The organism is Bacteroidia bacterium, from assembly GCA_041391665.1.
Lineage (GTDB): Bacteria > Bacteroidota > Bacteroidia > J057 > J057 > JAGQVA01.
In genome coordinates, this window is the sequence record JAWKNO010000002.1 from 1892040 (window position 1) to 1909760 (window position 17721).

Below are 17721 nucleotides of genomic sequence, written 5' to 3' on the forward strand. Positions count from 1 at the left end.
AACATGGATTTAGTTAATTGTAATGAAGCCAATCATGCCATTGGGATATTCGCCCGCCCCGGTTACTGCAATCAGGTTATGGTCATGCACCGGATAAGTACCTGATTTGTCAGGGGTTAATTCCAGAATCAGACTTTCGAATGGATCAATCGGGAAAGAATCTTTTTCTCTTCCCACATGTGAAGGAAATTTAGTCGAATAGAGAATCTCCAGATGGTATCCGTGAAAGTGGATGGAATGTTTATGAAGGCCGGTATTACTGATAATAAGTCGAATGGTCTCCCCAACATTTGCTTTAATAATGGCCGTTGTATCTGCCTGTAAGTCGGGATAACTTTTTCCGTTTACAGTAAAATAATCAGGCTCATAATCGGGATAATTGACGGTTCCGCCAGTGTTCAGGACAAAATTCCACATGCTTTCGTGTTCACGAATATTCCAGTAAAATCTATTGCCCGAAAACAACTGCACATCGATAATCCCTGCCAGCCCCATATAACTGTTGTCCTGGCCGGAAAGATTATCATAGAAAATATAGATTCCTTCGGTAGAGTAGGAAAACGAATAGGTTGCCGAGTCACCAGCGGGAATGGCAGCGGCGCTCAATGACTGCCCCTGAACCTGAAAATTGTGTGGCTGGGTATCGTGGTTGATTACCTTCAAATTGATCGTCTGCCCCAAGGCTACCCGGACTACCGAGTTGTCAACAGAGAAAACGGAAGTATCATTAAACGCCAGATAAGGGAATGTCTGCAGATCAGGGGTGGAAAGCATCCCCGAATTAATATGCAGTGTATATTCCAGCGGGGTAATGGGTATCTCATATTTTACCCGCCATATAGTCGAAAGTGCGCTGTAACAACCGCCATTTTCGATCACCGCCACGATATGGTTATAACCGGAATAAACGTCTTTAATGGTAAGGGTAACCGGGATATCCACAGAACCGCCACCGCCAATCACCGCGCTGTATTCCGTGACATTCACGACAGAGTTGGCCTCATAGGGATCGAGATCAAAGCCAGCCCCTGAAATATAACGTGCAGCTTCCGCAACGAGCAGCTTTACGGTTGCTCCGGCGGGGCCCACAATATGGGCGGTTTGAGAAGGCGTAAACACCGTAACATCTGGCCCTGCCAACCCTGTCATAGTCAGTGTTGGAGTGGCCGGAGGGGTTTCCTGCACACAGTTCTCTGCGCCTTCGACATCGCCGGGGATAGCAAATATCCGGGTAGTATGTTCGGCACAACCACTGTAATAGGCAGTAACCGAAACGCCGGTAAGTTCGAGCCCGGATACATATCCGGCATTATTGGGGCCGGGGGCAATGGTACCCTGAATAGAAGTGGGGTCAATATCAACAGAAAAGGTGAACGTTTCTCCCGGATCAAAGTGGGTAAAAAATATTTCCAGCACATCATAGCCGTTATCATGCGCCGAAAGAAAATTAAAAGCAGAATATCCGGTCGTAGCCGCGCCGGCATCAGGAGTAAATGTTTTCGCAAAACTTTCACCGGCAGTGCCATTGGGGTCAAATACCATATCCTGAAGCATGCCGGTACGCAGGTCGATCATCACTTTTTCGATTTTCATTCCTGCGGGAGAATTGTTGGTCAGTTGGAAAGAACCTGAAGCATCGGTGGAAACGTCAATATTTCCGGTACCGGATGGATCAAACACTACCTGAGAGGCGGCGTTTGTTCCCTGACAGTAATCAGAAGGTTCATATACCTTGATTTTACCATCGCCATGATTGGTGATCCAGATCGTACCGGCAAAGTCTCCATTGTCGTCTTGTGTATCAATACCCAGCGGTTTGTCCCCGGCATTGGATATCAGGATATTCGCCCCGCCTGTGACAGCTTTGCCAGTCGCATTGAGGTTGATTCTATAGACTTTTTTATTGTAACTGACGCAAATCAGGTCGCCTTTGTAGGCACTGCTGAAATTTGATGCGGTGTATTCTGCCATTCCATTTGTGGAAAGGTTGAAGGACATCAAGGCAGCATTATCCACGTCTGGCATCAGAAAATCGCCTTCGATCGGATTGGCCATTCCTGCGGGCACCGGCGGCCAGTCTGCAGGTAAAGGATTAGGGCCTGAGGTACTGGTACGAAAAACGTTGGTTGTGTACAGTCCTGCACCGGTAGGGTTTGCGCGAATCGGATTGGGATGTCCCCCATAATAACCAGGTCCGGTTACATAATGAAGACCATTTTTATTGTTGACAGAACCAGTTTCTGCAGGATTGTAATCATTGGTTGCACTGGACACACCTGCTACCGGCGGTCCTTCGCCGACAGGGTAGCCTCCAAACCCGCCATTGGCGCCGTTGTCTGTGGTAAACATATACCCCGCCTGTGTAATCACGAGGTCATAACAATTGCGAAGACCGGTAGCGTAGATTTGCACAGGGCCAGCAGGATCAATTTTTGCCTGATTCAACCCGTCATTCCCGCCAAAGGGATCGTTGGGATCGGTATAACCAGGGGTAGTACTGGAGTTGGTGCGGTCCGGATCATCTACTGTCGGCATATTATATTTATAGTCCTGTCCCTGGGCATCTGTCTGTGTGGGAAGCGCATCAATCGCGGTAAGATTGATGCGTACAATGGCAGAACTATAGGCGTATTCATTCGTTTTGGCAAAATAGTTGGAAGGCCCGCCCGCATTGGTAAATCCACCGATGGAGACAAAGAGGGTATCGCCCCGCATGGCCAGTCCGTTGGTGCTGTGATTTTCTTCTGATCTGGGCAATCCTCTTACCAGATCAACCTTTTCCCATGCACTACCATTCCAGGTAAGGCGGGAGATTGTACCAGAATTGGTGTCAAGCCCAAGGTCGCCTGTAGGGCCGCCAATACGCGGATCAGAAGACGAAACATAAATTACCGGGTTTGAAGCCGTGCCCCTAACCAGCATCCCCGTTACCTGACGGGTATTTTCGGTGAGGTTCAGCGTACCATCGTCATCGTGATTGGGAATATTCATCACCAGGTCAATGGTTTCAATCGTACCTGGTACAACCGAATAATCGTTGGCAGTATTTCGGATTACTTCATAGACGTGGATACGCCCATTCTGCTGTGAAATGTACAATCGGCCATCCGGACCAAATTTGAGAACGGTTGGTTCTACGCCGATGGTACCGGAAAGCGTACTTTCAGTAAAAGTCTGACCGGAGAGATCAGAAAAAGAAAACAGAGCAAAGAAAAAGAACAAAAACAAGTAGGGAAAGTATAGCCTTTTGGTCATAAAAACATCTATATCAAAACAAAAACCCCTTAAAATATTTTTAACCCTTCTAAAACAACTGGTAATACTACCAAGATCGGCACCAGCAACCAATGACATAAGTCACTTTTTATTACGCTATTCGGAAAAAATCAACAAGATAAATATCTACCCCTTATTTTTTATACAGCCAGTTTTCACCGGGTTACTGAACCTGGTTTTCACCCGGAATGAATTGCACAAATCGTACCAGATCATTGATTTTTTCGAGAACAGTTTCGATATCTTTCACTCTTTGGTAAACCAGGGATAAAAACTTCTCACTTTCTTTCAGGGTAACCTTCGCCGAAAAAGTTTGCACATAATCAATAATCCGTGCAAAATACGCCGACTGATAAAACGTCGATTCCGGATTGGAAACAAAGAACAACCGCAAAACATCGCCCTTCAGCACAACCCTTTCGATTCCTACCCTGCTGGCGGTTTCTCTGATACGGGTAGCGTCAAACAGGGCTTTTACCTGCCGGGGCATTTCGCCAAACCGGTCGGTCATCTCTTTGGCGATGTCCAACAACTCTTCTTCGGTTTCGGCGGCGGCAATTCTCCGGTAAAATTGTAATCGCTCCGGAATACTGGGGACATAGGATTCCGGGAGGCGGATTTCAAGGTCCAGATCAATTTTACAATCATCCACCCAAACAATTTTTTTGTTTTTTATTTCATCTTCAAACAAATCGGCGAAGTGTTCTTCTTTCAATTCTCTCACTGCCTCATCGAGAATTTTGTGATACAAATCATACCCGATTTCTGAAATAAACCCACTTTGCTCGGCGCCCAGCAGGTCGCCCGCTCCCCGGATATCGAGGTCGCGCAAGGCGATATGAAAACCACTTCCCAGGTCAGAAAATTCTTCCATTGCCTTTAGCCGCTTGCGGGCATCCTGGGTAAGCGCAATTTCAGGTGGTGCCAACAGATAACAGAATGCTTTTCGGTTGGAGCGCCCTACCCTACCCCGCATCTGGTGGAGGTCTGCCAGACCATAGTTATTGGCTTCGTTGATGATGATCGTATTGGCATTGGGAATGTCCAGCCCTGACTCGACAATGGTGGTGGAAACCAAAATATCAAAAGCACCTTCGATAAACGCGGTCATCACATCTTCCAGTTCTTCTCCCTGCATTTGCCCGTGAGCTACACGAATTCGCGCATCCGGCACCAGCTGTTTGATTGTACCGGCAATCTCTATGATGTCTTTCACCCTGGGATGAATAAAAAACACCTGCCCGCCCCGTTTCAGTTCGTAGGTTAAGGCATCACGCAAAATCGTAGGGGAAAAGGTCGTAATCACCGTTTCAATCGGTTGCCGGTTGGGTGGAGGGGTAGCAATCACCGAAAGGTCGCGGATCCCTGCCAGAGAAAATTGTAAAGTACGTGGAATGGGAGTCGCCGTAAGGGTAAGGGTATCCACGGTCTCACGAATAACCTTTAGTTTGTCTTTTACATTCACCCCAAACCGCTGTTCTTCATCTATGATCAGGAGGCCCAGGTTTTTAAATTTCACATCTTTGGAAACGAGGCGATGGGTACCTATAAGGATTTCGGTTTTTCCTTCGGCAACTGCTTCAAGGGTTTCTTTAATCTGGTTGGAGGACTTGAAACGGTTGACATAATCAACGGTAACCGGCATGTCCTTGAGTCGTTCCCTGAAGGTTTTATAATGTTGCAGTGCAAGGATGGTGGTGGGTACCAAAACCGCGACTTGTTTCCCATCAGCCGCTGCTTTAAAGGCCGCACGGATAGCGATTTCGGTTTTGCCAAATCCGACATCCCCACATACCAGCCGATCCATGGGGTGAGGTAATTCCATGTCTTTTTTTACATCCTCCGTAGCTTTAAGCTGATCCGGAGTGTCTTCATACATAAAAGAAGCTTCCAGTTCGACCTGCAGATAGGTATCAGGCTGAAAGGCAAATCCCTCCTGAACTTTGCGTTTTGCATACAGCGAAACGAGGTCGTAGGCAAGTTCTTTAATTCTGCTTTTGGTTTTGGCCGTAGCCCGCGCCCAGGCGCCGCTACCCAGTTTGCTGAGTTTAGGCTCTACCCCTTCTTTTCCCGAGTATTTCGAAACTTTATGCAGCGCGTTTACATTGACGAATATAGCGTCGCTGTTTGTATAAATAATTTTCGCTGCCTCCTGAATATGGTCGCCTACCTGTATGGTGTGCAGCCCGGCAAATCGCCCGATTCCGTGGCTGACGTGAACCACATAGTCGCCGGGACTCAGTTCGCGCAATTGTTTGAGCGTCAGTGCCTGTGAACGTTGTACGCTGGACTTGGATTTAAAACGGTGATAACGGTCGAAAATCTGATGATCGGTATAACAGGCAATATTGAGCTTCTGGTCGAGAAATCCTTCGTGAAACTCCCCCGACACACCCACAAACGCCACAGCTTTATCTACTTCAAAAAAGATTTCCTCCAGCCGGGCAATCTGTTTGTCATTTCCGGAGAATACATAATTGGTGATGCCCGTTTTGCTGTTGCTTTTAAAGTGTTGAGCCAGCAGGGCGAATTCTTTATGAAAGGCAGGCTGTGCTGTTCCTTTCCATTCAAGTGTAAACGCATGGTTTTTTAAAAAAGGCAACTGACAAACTTCTACCACAGGGAAGCCGGCAAGTTCCCGGGCAAAGGCTTCACCGGAAAGATATAAATCTTCAGGTTTTCCACTCAAAGCCGCACCGCCGCTGTCCTTTACCAACTTGAGATAATGTTGTTCTGCTTTGTGGTACATCCGGTCGAGATCGGCTTGCACGAAGTCCAGATTTCGGGCAAAGATCAGGGTGGATGGAGAAATATAATCTAAGAATGAAACCCTCGTTTCTGTCTGGAGGCTGCGTTGAATATTGGGAATGAGGGAGATGCGGTTTACCTTTTTCTCTGAAATCTGGGTTACCGGATCAAAAATACGGATCGTATCAATTTCATCCCCTAAAAACTCAATGCGGTACGGCATATCGTGGGCGAAGGAAAAAATATCCAGGATTCCGCCACGTATCGCAAACTGACCGGGTTCATACACATAATCTTCGCGCTCAAATCCATAGGAGTCGAGGAGTTCTTCCATAAACTCCATCCCGAGACTTGCGCCCTGAGTGATTTCAAAAGTATGGCTTTGGAGAGATTTTTTGTTTACGACTTTTTCATTGAGTGCCTCTGCGAAGGTGACGATCACCTGTCTGCCCGACTGCGTGTGATTGATTTCATTGAGGACTTCTGCGCGTTGCAAAACGTTGGCATTGTCAATTTCCTCCACCTGGTAGGGGCGCTTATAGGAAGCAGGAAAAAAGAATATTTCCTTCCGGGGCATGATTCCCTGAAGGTCGTTGTGGAAATAGAGCGCCTCTTCTTTGTCATTGAGCACAAAAACCATATTCCGGTGCGCCAGACGGTAAAGCGCTGCCATCAGAAAAGAAGGCTGACTTCCGGCAGTACCTTTGAGGTGGAACTTTTCCCCTTTGGCCTCTTTGAGTTTGGTCGCAAAATCAATCAGCTGATGGTCAGACTGATACAGATGTAAAATGTCTTCAATTTTCACAGTCAGGATTACTATTATAAAAAACGTTAAGCCCGGACAACCTTTTCAGGGGTATCCGGGTTCAGACAGCGCAAAGATAACGGGTTTTTTTGTAATTTTACCTTAAACAGAAGTGGACATGCAGAACATTCTCAACGAGGTTGAAATCAAAAACTTTAAATCCATTAAGAACCTGAAAACAGATTGTGCCCGGGTGAATGTATTTATCGGCAAACCCAATGTCGGCAAATCCAATATTCTGGAGGCTATCAGCTTGTTGGGCGCGCATTATTCACAAAATGAGCAGAAGTATCTGAGTGAGTTTATCCGCTATGAGGAGATTTCCAATCTGTTTTATGATGATGATTTGTTGAATCGAGTGGAGGTGAATACGGATAAAGGCCGGTCAATACTCCGTTCTCATAACAACAATATTAATCAGGTAGATTTATTGATTGGAAACGGGGCTTGGGTGGAAGAGGTAATAAACTTCACTGGCAGTATCAGAGATATTGAAAACACGTATAAAACAGCTCACAAAAAAGAATCTCTACTACCTGAAACGCCTACTATTGAATCGCTTTACAAGTCATTTGGAATGAGCGGAAACCTTACTGGTGATATTTCTGATTTAGTATTATCAACATTCAATCTGGTAAAAAAGTATCAATTTGGTACTCTGACCTCTTTTCCAAACAAATTCCCCTACTTCTTGCTTCCTCCCAATGGAAGCAATTTGTTTACAATTGTCGATCACAACAAAGAATTACGGAAAGAGATCGCAGAAATTTTTGCTGAATACGGGCTTCAGTTTGTGGCGTACAAAAAGGAAAATAAGTTTGAAATAGAGAAAAATATAGATGGTTATGTCAGTAAATTTCATTATTCCAGCATGGCCGACACCTTTCAGCGGCTGGTATTCTATTTTGCGGCGATTGACTCCAACAAACAATCGGTACTGATTCTGGAAGAACCGGAAGTGCATTCTTTTCCCCCTTATACTAAAGAACTTTCGGATCGAATTATTGACTCTGTGGACAACCAGTTTTTTATTACCACCCACAGCCCTTATCTGCTTCAAAACCTGATTTCCAATCTTGACGCCAGTGAGCTAAATGTTTTCATCACCTACTTCGAAAATTATCAAACCAAAATCCGCAAACTAACCGAAGAAGAACTTCGCAAGGTTTCTCAGTTTAGCATGGATATTTTCTTCAACCTCAATCAGTTTGTGCCGAATGCCTGAGTTTCATTTGATTCCGGAATGTTTTGCCGATACAGAAATGGTGAGGATTATTTTCAAAGATTTGGAGAGTTGTAATCTGAATCATGCCTCGGGCATTTCGGAAGTATCCAAAGCACTTCAAAAAAAAGATTTACCCAATTACCTCAATATCGGGTTTGTTGATAAGGACAGGAAAAATGTGCCTTTTTATCTGGATGAGTTTGAAATAGTTGAACAGGTCGCTAATGTTGCCTTTAAAAAGCACCCTACGTCCAACGACTATTTATTCATTGTAGATCCGGCTATTGAAAGATTTCTTCTTCAGGAGTTAGCCGAAATCAACAAACCTCCTTCTGACTACCAATTACCAGATGATTTTAAAAATTTTAAGAAAACGTTGAAGAAAACCCATATTCAGAATCACCTGGGATATAAGCATATGGTCTCCGACCTTTTAGAAGCAGAGACTACGGGTATAACTTTTATGAGAAAAATGATACGGGGTCTTTTGGAATAACCAATATTCAACCATCCTCCCTTAAAAACCCCAAAATCCAATCATTGATTTCTTTACGCTGCGTCTCATTGGCGTCGTCGTCCATCTGGTTGTGAATGGTATTTTCCAACTTTACGATGGTCATTCCCCATTGGCTTTGTTCTTCATCTGTCGGCAGTACGCCTTCATCTGCGGGTTGGTCGCTGGACCGAAGAGAGTAGATTTTGGGAGAATTTACCCGCGGAAAGGCCATCCGACGCTGATCGAGGGTGATCAGCTTCCATACAAGTTCGGGATGCTGACGGGCGAATAACACCGACATATCGCCACCATTGGAATGTCCCATCACAGTCAGTTTTGAAAAGTCAGCCTGGGGATACCGGTTTTTCATTTCGCTCAAAACATATAAGATATTTTCGCTGCCTCTCTCCCAGTTAGGCATTCGCACAACCTGGGGAATTCCGGTAAGGGGCAGTAAATCGTCTGTTGGCAACTCGTGCTGGATGCTAAACACAACATAGCCATTTGCCGCCAGGTTTTCTGTCAGATACGAATATGCCAGATTGCTACCCGGCATATTTTCCCCATATCCATGACTGAAGATCACTACGGGCTGTCTGCCCTGCTGTTTTTCATTTTCAGGCAAAAAAACCGCCACAGGAATCTGGCGGTTTCTCGCGGTATCTGTTAAGATAAGGTCCAGACGTTGGCTTGCTACAGACTGCCCACCGTCGCCCCGGCTGTCAGTTTGTTTTGTTTCCTTACAACTGGCAACCAGTAGCAGCAGAGCAATACAGAGAAAGCGAAACATATGATGATTATTTTGAGGAAGGTTGTTCCCCGGTTTCTTCGATTTTTTCGGTTTGTTCGGCGCCTTTCAGGTAAGAGGGAAGATTTAATCCGGCCATATTAAACAGGTCGTTGAGCGGAGGAACGGTTTTCATCATACCCGAGACAAAATTGGCGGTGGAAGAATTTTCCCCCTGTCCGTTGCCGGAATCCCATACGGTGATTTTGTCGATTTTGATATTCTTCACCGCTTCTACCTGGGTTCTTACCAGTTCGGGGAGTTTTTCGATGAGCAGGAGTTGGAAAGCTTTAGTAGGATCACCGCCAGCCGCAGAGACTACGTCTTTATATCCTTCTGCCTGTTTGGTCAGGATTTCAAACAAACCTTTTGCCTCAGCCTCCATCTTAGCAAAGATGGCATCGGCTTCGCCTTTGGCTTTTTCCCTGATACGCTCTGCTTCGGCCTGGGCCTCGATGATCGCCCGCTGTTTGGCGATTTCGGCGGGGACCACAATGTTGGCAATCTGGGTTGAGCGTTCCCGCTCCGAACGGGCAAGCTCTGCTTTTTGTTCTGCCAGATAAGCTTCTTCCAGGGCTCTTGCCTGTTGTACTTTCTCCGCTGTGATGGCCAGGCGGAGAGATTCCGCTTCTTTTTCTCTGCGGAGAGCTTCCGAATTTGCAATAGAAATTTTCGCCGTATTCTCTCCGGTGATGGCGATCGCATTTGCTTCAGAGATTTTCACCCTGGTATCCCTTTCCGCTTCTGCTTTACCAATTGCCTCGTCTTTTTTGGCCGCTGCGATACTTACCTCCCGGTCTTTTTGGGTAACAGCAATTTTTACGTCGCGGTCCCGGTGGGTTTCGGCAATCTGGGTATCTTTTTCTCTATCGGCGAGAGCCTTTCCGGTTTCTCCTATTTTTTCCTGTTCGGCCACGCTGATTTTAGCCTCGTTGATGGCTTTGGCTGCGGCTTCTTTACCCAACGCTTCGATATAACCAGATTCATCTTTAATGTCGGTTACGTTGACGTTGATAAGCTTTAATCCAATCTTCTTCAACTCACTGTCCACGTTTTTCGAGATATTTTCCAGAAATTTATCGCGGTCGGAGTTGATTTCCTCAATGGTCATCGTTGCGATTACCAAACGCAGCTGACCAAACAAAATGTCTTTCGCCAGTTCCTGAATTTGCTCATAGGTAAGACCGAGCAACCTTTCAGCGGCAGTATTCATATTGTCATGTTCGGTGGAAATCGCAATGGTAAACCGGCAGGGAACATCCACGCGGATATTCTGACGGCTCAATGCATTGGTCAGATTGGCCTCGATAGAAAGTGGTTTTAGATCGAGGAATGCATAATCCTGAATAACCGGCCAGATAAATGCGCCGCCACCATGAATACATTTGGCGGATGTCCCGCCCGTTCTTCCGTAAATGACCAAAATTTTATCGGAAGGACATCTTTTGTAACGCGAAGCCAGCGCGGCGACTGTCGCAAAAAGAACAATGGATATAACAGCTATCAAAATAATTAGGGGATCCATATTATGTTATTAGATGGTTTCTACAAAAATATTTCCGTTTTCGATTTTTACAACTTTTATGGCCGTGCCGGATAAAATTTTTTCTCCTTCCGTCAGCGCCTCCAGCTCATGTACCGAGCCCCGCGCGCTTACTAGTATTTTCCCTTTTCCAGATTTTTTTTCAGGAATGGTCAGATAAACTTCTGCGGTCTGCCCGAGAGTATCTGTCAGCTGGAAAGAGTTGTCTTCAGCCAGTTTTTGCAACTGCCGGATCACCACAAAAAACATATAGACAAACAGCACGCCAACAATCAGCGCAATACCGATAAGGAGAATCGGGCTGGAAATCGATTCATAAAAGGCAATTCCTGTCCAACTAAATCCCAACAAAAAATGGATAAGGTTTTTCAGCGAAAAAAGATCAAATACAGAGTCCACGCCTTCTACGCCGGTATCAAAGCCGCCATCGCTTCCGCTCAGATCATGGGAGTGTCCACCAATAAAAATCATCAGTGTCTGGAGAAGGAAAAAAATACTCGAAGGAATCGCCACCAACCAAAAGGTTTTGAGTAATGGGTCTAATGTACCGAAGGTTTCCATAGCAATTATTTATTGCTAAAGATATCAAAAAAAACGCTTCCAATATCAAGTTGTTCACAGGCGGACAAAATTACCGGACCAGGTACCTGACTTTGTCAAAACGGTAAGAAAATAATTCCCTGCTATTACATTAGATAGGTCTATGGTTGGGGAATGAGCAGATAAAATTCCGGTGAGTACTACTTTTCCATTTATTTCTGAAACAGAGTATGTTGCCTGTTTTACAATCTTTAGGGGAACCTCGATTTGAATCCGGTCATGCGCAGGATTGGGGTAAATTTTCAGCGCAAGCGGTTTTTCGGGATTTTTATTCAACCCGTCAGCGCCTTTTCCCTCCGTCAATTCATAAAATTTATTTACCGGAAAATTCACATGTGTATCAATCCCGCCCGATGGCCAGCGGATAACAATAGCCTCTATTACCGTAGCATCATCTAACCCAAAATGGAGGCGCAAGTCATTTTGCCCCTGAAACGTATTTTGTGCATTTACCTCCCGTATCTGCCATGTAGATTGCCCTCTGATTGTCGCTTTCAGCCGAACGACCGCTCCGATTGCTGTATAGTTGGAGGGGTTTCCTCTCAGTGTGATATTTACCCAGTTACGGTTACCTGCTACGGTATCATTGATATATAAACCGCAGGCAACGGGGCTACCGCCATTGCCCAGGCCGTGAATATATAAGTCGAGATCGCCATCATTGTCCACATCACCATTGACAACTGTACATGTGCGAAGGGTTGTAAAACCATTGGTCAGAGAGGTAAATGTCCCGTTTCCATTGTTTCGATAGTATCGGGATGACTGGTTGTCGTTGGTGAAAATCACATCAAGGTCGCCATCATTGTCATAATCGCCCCAGCAGTTGGCAAGGTTGGTTGTGGCATTGGTAAAAGGCAGGGAAACAGAAGTATAAATGCCTGCATCATTGCGATAAAAACGGGTTGGCGCACCAAAGTAATTCGACAGGCAGAGATCAAGATCTCCGTCATTATCATAATCAATAAAATTATAACACTGTCCGTCCTGATTGTCTATAGCAAACTTTTCTGATGCCATCTTTACCAGTGTGTCTTTGCCTGTTTCGACGAACATATTCCGGAAACAATAATCAGGCAGCGAGGTTCCGACCGCGGGGCCACTGGCAATAAACAGGTCCATATCGCCGTCCAGATCATAATCACTCCAATAGGGATTGGTATAGGGAGCCAGGGTATTGGTAAATGTATATCCGGTAATTCGGACAGGGTTAAACCCAAACGGGGACTGAACATACAGCTTGCACGGTGTGGGAGAAGGATGAAAGCCATTGGCATGGGCAAATACAAAGTCTGGCTTATCGTCGTTGTTCAGGTTTCCTATGGCACAACCAAAACTTGCATAATTGGAAAAAACCGGCACCTTACTGCTCGAATCCGCAAATCCTGCCGGGCCAAGGTTAAAAAACACCTTTGATTGTATGGCGGCAATTACACAATCCGGTAAACTGTCATTATTCAGATCAGCAAAGCTGACACCACAGGCAGCGTTAGGTGGGTTGAAGGGAAGTGTGTGAATCTCAGGAAAATTACCTGTCCCGTCGTTAAGAAAATACGTCTTTGGCGCGGCAAAAATATCGACATACCCATCCTGATTGATATCGATAAAAGCTGCCCCCGCATAATTTTGCACACAGCTATATTGATTGACGGCATTATTTATATCTGTATTTTTAATCCAGCCGCCCTGAGCAGACAAATACGGCAATCCGGCAAAACACGCTACCAGGATCGCCATTGCCAAACGTAAGTTTTCGGTTTTCATAGGTTTACAATTATTCCTGTAGAGAAAACCTAATCTAAAAAACCTGGCGCGAAGATCTCAGTGCGAGAATTGCGTAATTGCCGATTAAGGACAACGGGTCGCCATTATTTTTTTCTTTCCCTGGTTTTGGAAAACATCCACGGAATCAGTTCCGGCTCATTAAAGGCTTTGCGAAATGATTCGCCATGGTTGGCACCTTCATATTCGGTGTATTTCACTTCGGCTTTAGCCTCTGTCAGCAGTTTATACATGGTGCGTGAACCTTCCACCGGATTTGCCTCATCCACATTTCCGTGGAATATCCAGAAAGGGATATGTTTGATTTTTTCAATCTGTCCCGGATCAGAATACCCCGCCATAGGAACCGCCGCTGCAAACAGTTCCGGCCTTCTGGCCGTAAACTCCCAGGTGCCAAATCCGCCCATAGATTTACCGATCAGATATACCCTGTCAGGATCAATATTGAGGCTATCGATCAGTTTGTCGATCAGGGCTAAGGCAGCCGCCCCCGATTCAGAAGGCTGTTCGCTCATCGTATAAGAACCATCTTTGCCCAGACCTTTAAACGGCGTCTCCGGAGTATTTCCCACCCATTTCGCCCATTCCTCATTGATGGTTTTGTCAGAACATTGCGGAGCCAGTACATAACAAGGAAATAACGCCTGCATATTGGGCGCGATCAATGCATTTTCGCTCATAAAAAGACCTGTACTTTTGTAGATTTTAGGGCCATTATCCGTCCCACGATCACCTCTTCCGTGTAGAAATACCACCAGCGGCACTTTTTTGCGAATGTTCCCGTCCGGACTAAACAGGCGGTAGGCCATTTGTAATCCATTGGGTGCGGCAAACACATGGCGAACCAATACGCTATCGACATTTTTTTCCACCCATTGAAGGGTTTCTTCGGAAGAAAGCTGTGCGGAAGCTTTTATATTGTTGCCACCCGTTGCGGGTGAATTTTTATCTACCGATTTACAACCAGTGAGATAAATAGCCAGAAGCAGGAGAAGGAAAAAGTTTTTCATAACAATTTCATTGAGGATAGTAGTCAGTGTTCCTGCAAAATAGTTACTTTTGGTTAAGCCCTAATCAAAAACGCATGAATATTATCTATCTCCTTCTCCTCAGTCTGTTAACCCACTCCCCCATGAATGAAATTTCCTCCGGTGTGTTTCGCTGGTCAGAACTCCCCGTAAAGACGAGCAAAGACCGGGAATCGCGAAAAATCTTTGAAGGCACTTCGCCGCATTTCGAATATCTCGAAATCCACGCCACCACACAAGCCAAAGGCGCTACCCCTGCCCCACCCCATGCACAGACGGATATTGAAGAGGTGATCATTGTGAAGGAAGGCACGATGAAATTTACCATGGACGGCGAAGACGCTGTTTTAGGCGCAGGCAGCGTCATTTTGATTCCGCCACTGGCGATGCAGTCGTTACAAAACATTGGCGACGGACCACTGACCTACTATGTGATGATGTTTCGCTCCAAAGAACCTATGGATATTGAAAGATGTAAGGAAGCAGGAGGAAAGCTGTTTTTGAATGTCGATTCACTCGAATATAAACCCCACGAAAAAGGCGGGCGAATCAACTATTTTGACAGAGCTACGGCCATGTGCAAGCAGTTTGAAATGCATGTCACCCAACTCGACCATAAAGGCCCCAGCCACGCGCCCCACACCCATGTCGGCTCGGAAATTATCCTGATGATCAATGGAGATGCAGAAATGTCGATCAACGACCAGCTCTATAAGGGCTCGGCAGGCGATCTGTATTTTGTGCGCTCACAGGACTCACACGGGATCACCAATATTGGAGAAGGCCCATGCAAGTACTTTGCCTTTCGGTGGGAGTGAGCATACCGATTAGTTATAAAATCATTTCGCCTAAATCGCTGGAAACCAAACCTTCATCTTATTTACCCCCCGGTTTGACCACAGGTAATAGGGTATCAGGGTAATTGGCTGGCCGGATATATCTCCTTTCACTATATTTACCTGACTGGAAAAATGATTCATTTGCCCAACGGCGAATGAGTCCATGTCTGAAATTTTGAGCTCTGCCAATTGCGGGTTATCGGTTTCTTCTCCGCAATACACAATCGGACCATATTCGAATGCTACTTTTTGCAAATCCTCTGCAATATTTTCATCTGCAATAACCTTACGTACAGCCATCGGGAGTATTATTTCGATTTTATCGCCTTTGCTCCATTCCCGGGAAATGTCAATATACCCGTTGGTTACGTGTACCGGTTCGGCTTTGCCATTAACTGATAATTGAATACGCTGATCCATCCGGTTCATATACGAGTACAACCCTCCCGGAATGACCTGATTTTGTGCCCAGCCGGGGACTCGCAACTTTAGGGTAAATGAAGTTTTTTCAGCCGGATTTACAGACAAAGTCACTGTGCCATTCCATGGGTAGTCTGTCTGTTGGATTAACTCAACTGATTGATTGTTTATTTCAACTTTTGCCTGGTTGGAAATGTAGAGATTAACATACAGCTCATCCGGGTTTGTTGCATAAATCAAACCGGGTATCGAAGGGATAAACCGAATCATATTTGTGGGACAACACGAGCAATTAAACCAGGAAGAGCGCGTGCAGGCACCCTGATTAAAATTATATTTACCGTCGGATTCGAGGGGATTGGGATAAAAAAACTTTTTACCATCTACTGATATCCCGGCGATCAGACCATTGTAAAGCGTTCTTTCAATTACATCATAATGTTTTGATTCACCTGTAAGGAGAAATAAACGCTGATTCCAGTAAACGCTGCCAATAGCCGCACAGGTTTCATTATATGCGGTAAGATTGGGTAATTCGTAGTTTCCGCCAAATGCTTCCCCTTCGTGTTTAGCGCCAATACCCCCGGTAAGGTAAGTTTTTTTTTCTACCATATTGTGCCAGAGACTTCTTACCGCTGCGAGATATGCTGCATCATGGTATAATGCTGCAATATCAGTCATTGCCGCATACATGTACATAGCCCGAACGGCATGCCCTACGGCTTCATTTTGTTGTGTTACAGGCAAATGATCCTGGCTGTAGTCGCCAAATAAAGGATGGGTAGTTGAGTCGCCCCGTATGTCGAGAAAAAATTTGGCGAGACTGAGATATTTCTCGTTTTGAGTGATTCGGTATAGTTTGATCAATCCGGTTTCCACAATCTGATGACCAGGTGGCATGCTCAATTTTCCAGGCCCAAAGTTATCGACCAGTAAGTCTGCATTTTTCAGGGCTATATCCAGAAAATTTCTTTTCCCGGTTGCGATATAATGTGTGGCCGCTGCTTCAAACAGATGTCCGCTATTGTATAACTCATGACTGGAGATTTCCTGCTCCCAGCGTTTTTCAGCGGGTTTTACCCATGGGGCGGGAGGATTCTTTCTGTCAATGGTAAACCAGGTTGTCAGATACCCATCAGGTTCCTGGCCGACTTTTATGATAGCGATAATTGAGTCTAAATAAGCATCCAGCGCGGGGTTGGGTTTACTGATGAGCGTATTGGAAGCGCCTTCAATGATTTTATATACATCGGTATCATCAAAAGGCATTTGCCCTCTTGTTTTCCCCGCCATTTTCTTCCCGGCGATCAGAAAATTATCCATCCGGCCTTCTTCCACACACTTTTCAAAAGCATAATGAATGGTGGAATCCTGAATAGTGCTGATTTTGGGAAGCCAGAAATCATCGATTAGCACCACGTTTTTTATATCTACCGCTGAGATAGGATAATCAAACGGTTTTTCCGCTGGCTCAGGATTGCCACATCCCCAAATGGTCAATCCCAGAAAAATGTAAATGTATTTTTTCATCTTTTGATTTTAGCAAAAACTATAATTGTTAAGTTCAAAATACAAGGTAGGAATGGTCATTTTCATAGGAGGAAGCCTATAGAAATTTTCGCATTAACCTGCCGAAGGTACTTCTGCCAGGGAAAAATAGGCTTTCTTCCCCTTCTCCCTCCCGATACGCACCATTTCATCGGCGCCTGCCGATGGGCCTCCGATACGAAGCACGGCGTCCACTTTGTCGAGAAGGCGGATTATGCCTCTTTCATTATTTCTGCAAACTGTTCGGTATTGATAACTTCCACTTTGGGAAAAAGATTTTCTTTGAGCACGTTGAAATGCTTATCATCACTCACTAAATATTTTGCATTGCAAGCAATCGCACAATCGACAAATTTATTATCGTCTGTATCTGCTTCAATTAAATTCCATTTGTAGTATTTTGTTATCCAGCACACATTGGGCGCATTCTCAAGTAATTGGAGAACATATTCTGCAAATTTTTCTCCCATATGCTCACCTACGATCTCCTCGTACTCAGTCAGGATATCTGTCGTTACACAGAGTTCATATTTTTCATCCAGAAATGAATCAAATATAGGACGGTATCTTGACTTACTGGAGATCGAAACCAGTAAGACATTGGTATCAAGAACAATTCTCAAA

General features: G+C 45.2%; 12 protein-coding genes. 3 read left to right on the forward strand and 9 right to left on the reverse strand.

Translation table 11 applies throughout. The features are described from left to right. Nucleotides 1-9 precede the first annotated feature (9 nt). Complete coding sequence (locus R3D00_19210; protein MEZ4775322.1) at nt 10-3255, reverse strand: multicopper oxidase domain-containing protein; 3246 nt, start codon at nt 3253-3255, stop codon at nt 10-12. A gap of 184 nt (nt 3256-3439) precedes the next feature. Beyond that, nucleotides 3440-6829 carry a transcription-repair coupling factor gene (gene mfd, locus R3D00_19215; GenBank protein MEZ4775323.1) on the reverse strand — a complete coding sequence of 1130 codons (3390 nt, stop codon included), beginning with the start codon at nt 6827-6829 and terminating at the stop codon, nt 3440-3442. A gap of 118 nt (nt 6830-6947) precedes the next feature. Here mfd and R3D00_19220 point away from each other — a divergent pair, with 118 nt between their 5' ends. Further along, nucleotides 6948-8054 carry an AAA family ATPase gene (locus tag R3D00_19220; GenBank protein MEZ4775324.1) on the forward strand — a complete coding sequence of 369 codons (1107 nt, stop codon included), beginning with the start codon at nt 6948-6950 and terminating at the stop codon, nt 8052-8054. Further along, nucleotides 8047-8550 (forward strand): hypothetical protein, encoded by a 504-nt coding sequence (locus tag R3D00_19225; GenBank protein ID MEZ4775325.1) that lies wholly within the window; start codon nt 8047-8049, stop codon nt 8548-8550. The genes R3D00_19220 and R3D00_19225 overlap by 8 nt, the downstream gene beginning before the upstream one ends. A gap of 7 nt (nt 8551-8557) precedes the next feature. Here the strand turns inward: R3D00_19225 and R3D00_19230 are convergent, their stop codons facing one another. The 5 genes from R3D00_19230 to R3D00_19250 form a co-directional block, all read right to left on the reverse strand. Continuing rightward, nucleotides 8558-9340: an alpha/beta hydrolase gene (locus R3D00_19230; protein MEZ4775326.1), complete on the reverse strand. Its 783-nt coding sequence runs from the start codon at nt 9338-9340 to the stop codon at nt 8558-8560. Nucleotides 9341-9347: 7 nt separating this feature from the next. Then, complete coding sequence (locus tag R3D00_19235; GenBank protein ID MEZ4775327.1) at nt 9348-10862, reverse strand: SPFH domain-containing protein; 1515 nt, start codon at nt 10860-10862, stop codon at nt 9348-9350. Between the two features lie 9 nt (nt 10863-10871). Further along, a complete protein-coding gene (locus tag R3D00_19240; GenBank protein ID MEZ4775328.1) occupies nt 10872-11441 on the reverse strand; it encodes an NfeD family protein in 570 nt (189 codons plus the stop codon). 54 nt (nt 11442-11495) lie between these two features. Beyond that, nucleotides 11496-13244 carry an FG-GAP-like repeat-containing protein gene (locus R3D00_19245; GenBank protein MEZ4775329.1) on the reverse strand — a complete coding sequence of 583 codons (1749 nt, stop codon included), beginning with the start codon at nt 13242-13244 and terminating at the stop codon, nt 11496-11498. 104 nt (nt 13245-13348) lie between these two features. Continuing rightward, nucleotides 13349-14272 (reverse strand): prolyl oligopeptidase family serine peptidase, encoded by a 924-nt coding sequence (locus tag R3D00_19250; GenBank protein MEZ4775330.1) that lies wholly within the window; start codon nt 14270-14272, stop codon nt 13349-13351. Between the two features lie 74 nt (nt 14273-14346). Here R3D00_19250 and R3D00_19255 point away from each other — a divergent pair, with 74 nt between their 5' ends. Beyond that, nucleotides 14347-15108: a cupin domain-containing protein gene (locus R3D00_19255; protein ID MEZ4775331.1), complete on the forward strand. Its 762-nt coding sequence runs from the start codon at nt 14347-14349 to the stop codon at nt 15106-15108. Between the two features lie 30 nt (nt 15109-15138). On the opposite strand, the gene R3D00_19260 is transcribed toward R3D00_19255, so the two are convergent. Continuing rightward, nucleotides 15139-17079 carry a glycoside hydrolase family 127 protein gene (locus R3D00_19260; protein ID MEZ4775332.1) on the reverse strand — a complete coding sequence of 647 codons (1941 nt, stop codon included), beginning with the start codon at nt 17077-17079 and terminating at the stop codon, nt 15139-15141. 230 nt (nt 17080-17309) lie between these two features. Continuing rightward, entirely contained in the window at nt 17310-17720 is a 411-nt protein-coding gene (locus R3D00_19265; protein MEZ4775333.1) for a putative toxin-antitoxin system toxin component, PIN family, read from the reverse strand. Nucleotide 17721: the final 1 nt, after the last annotated feature.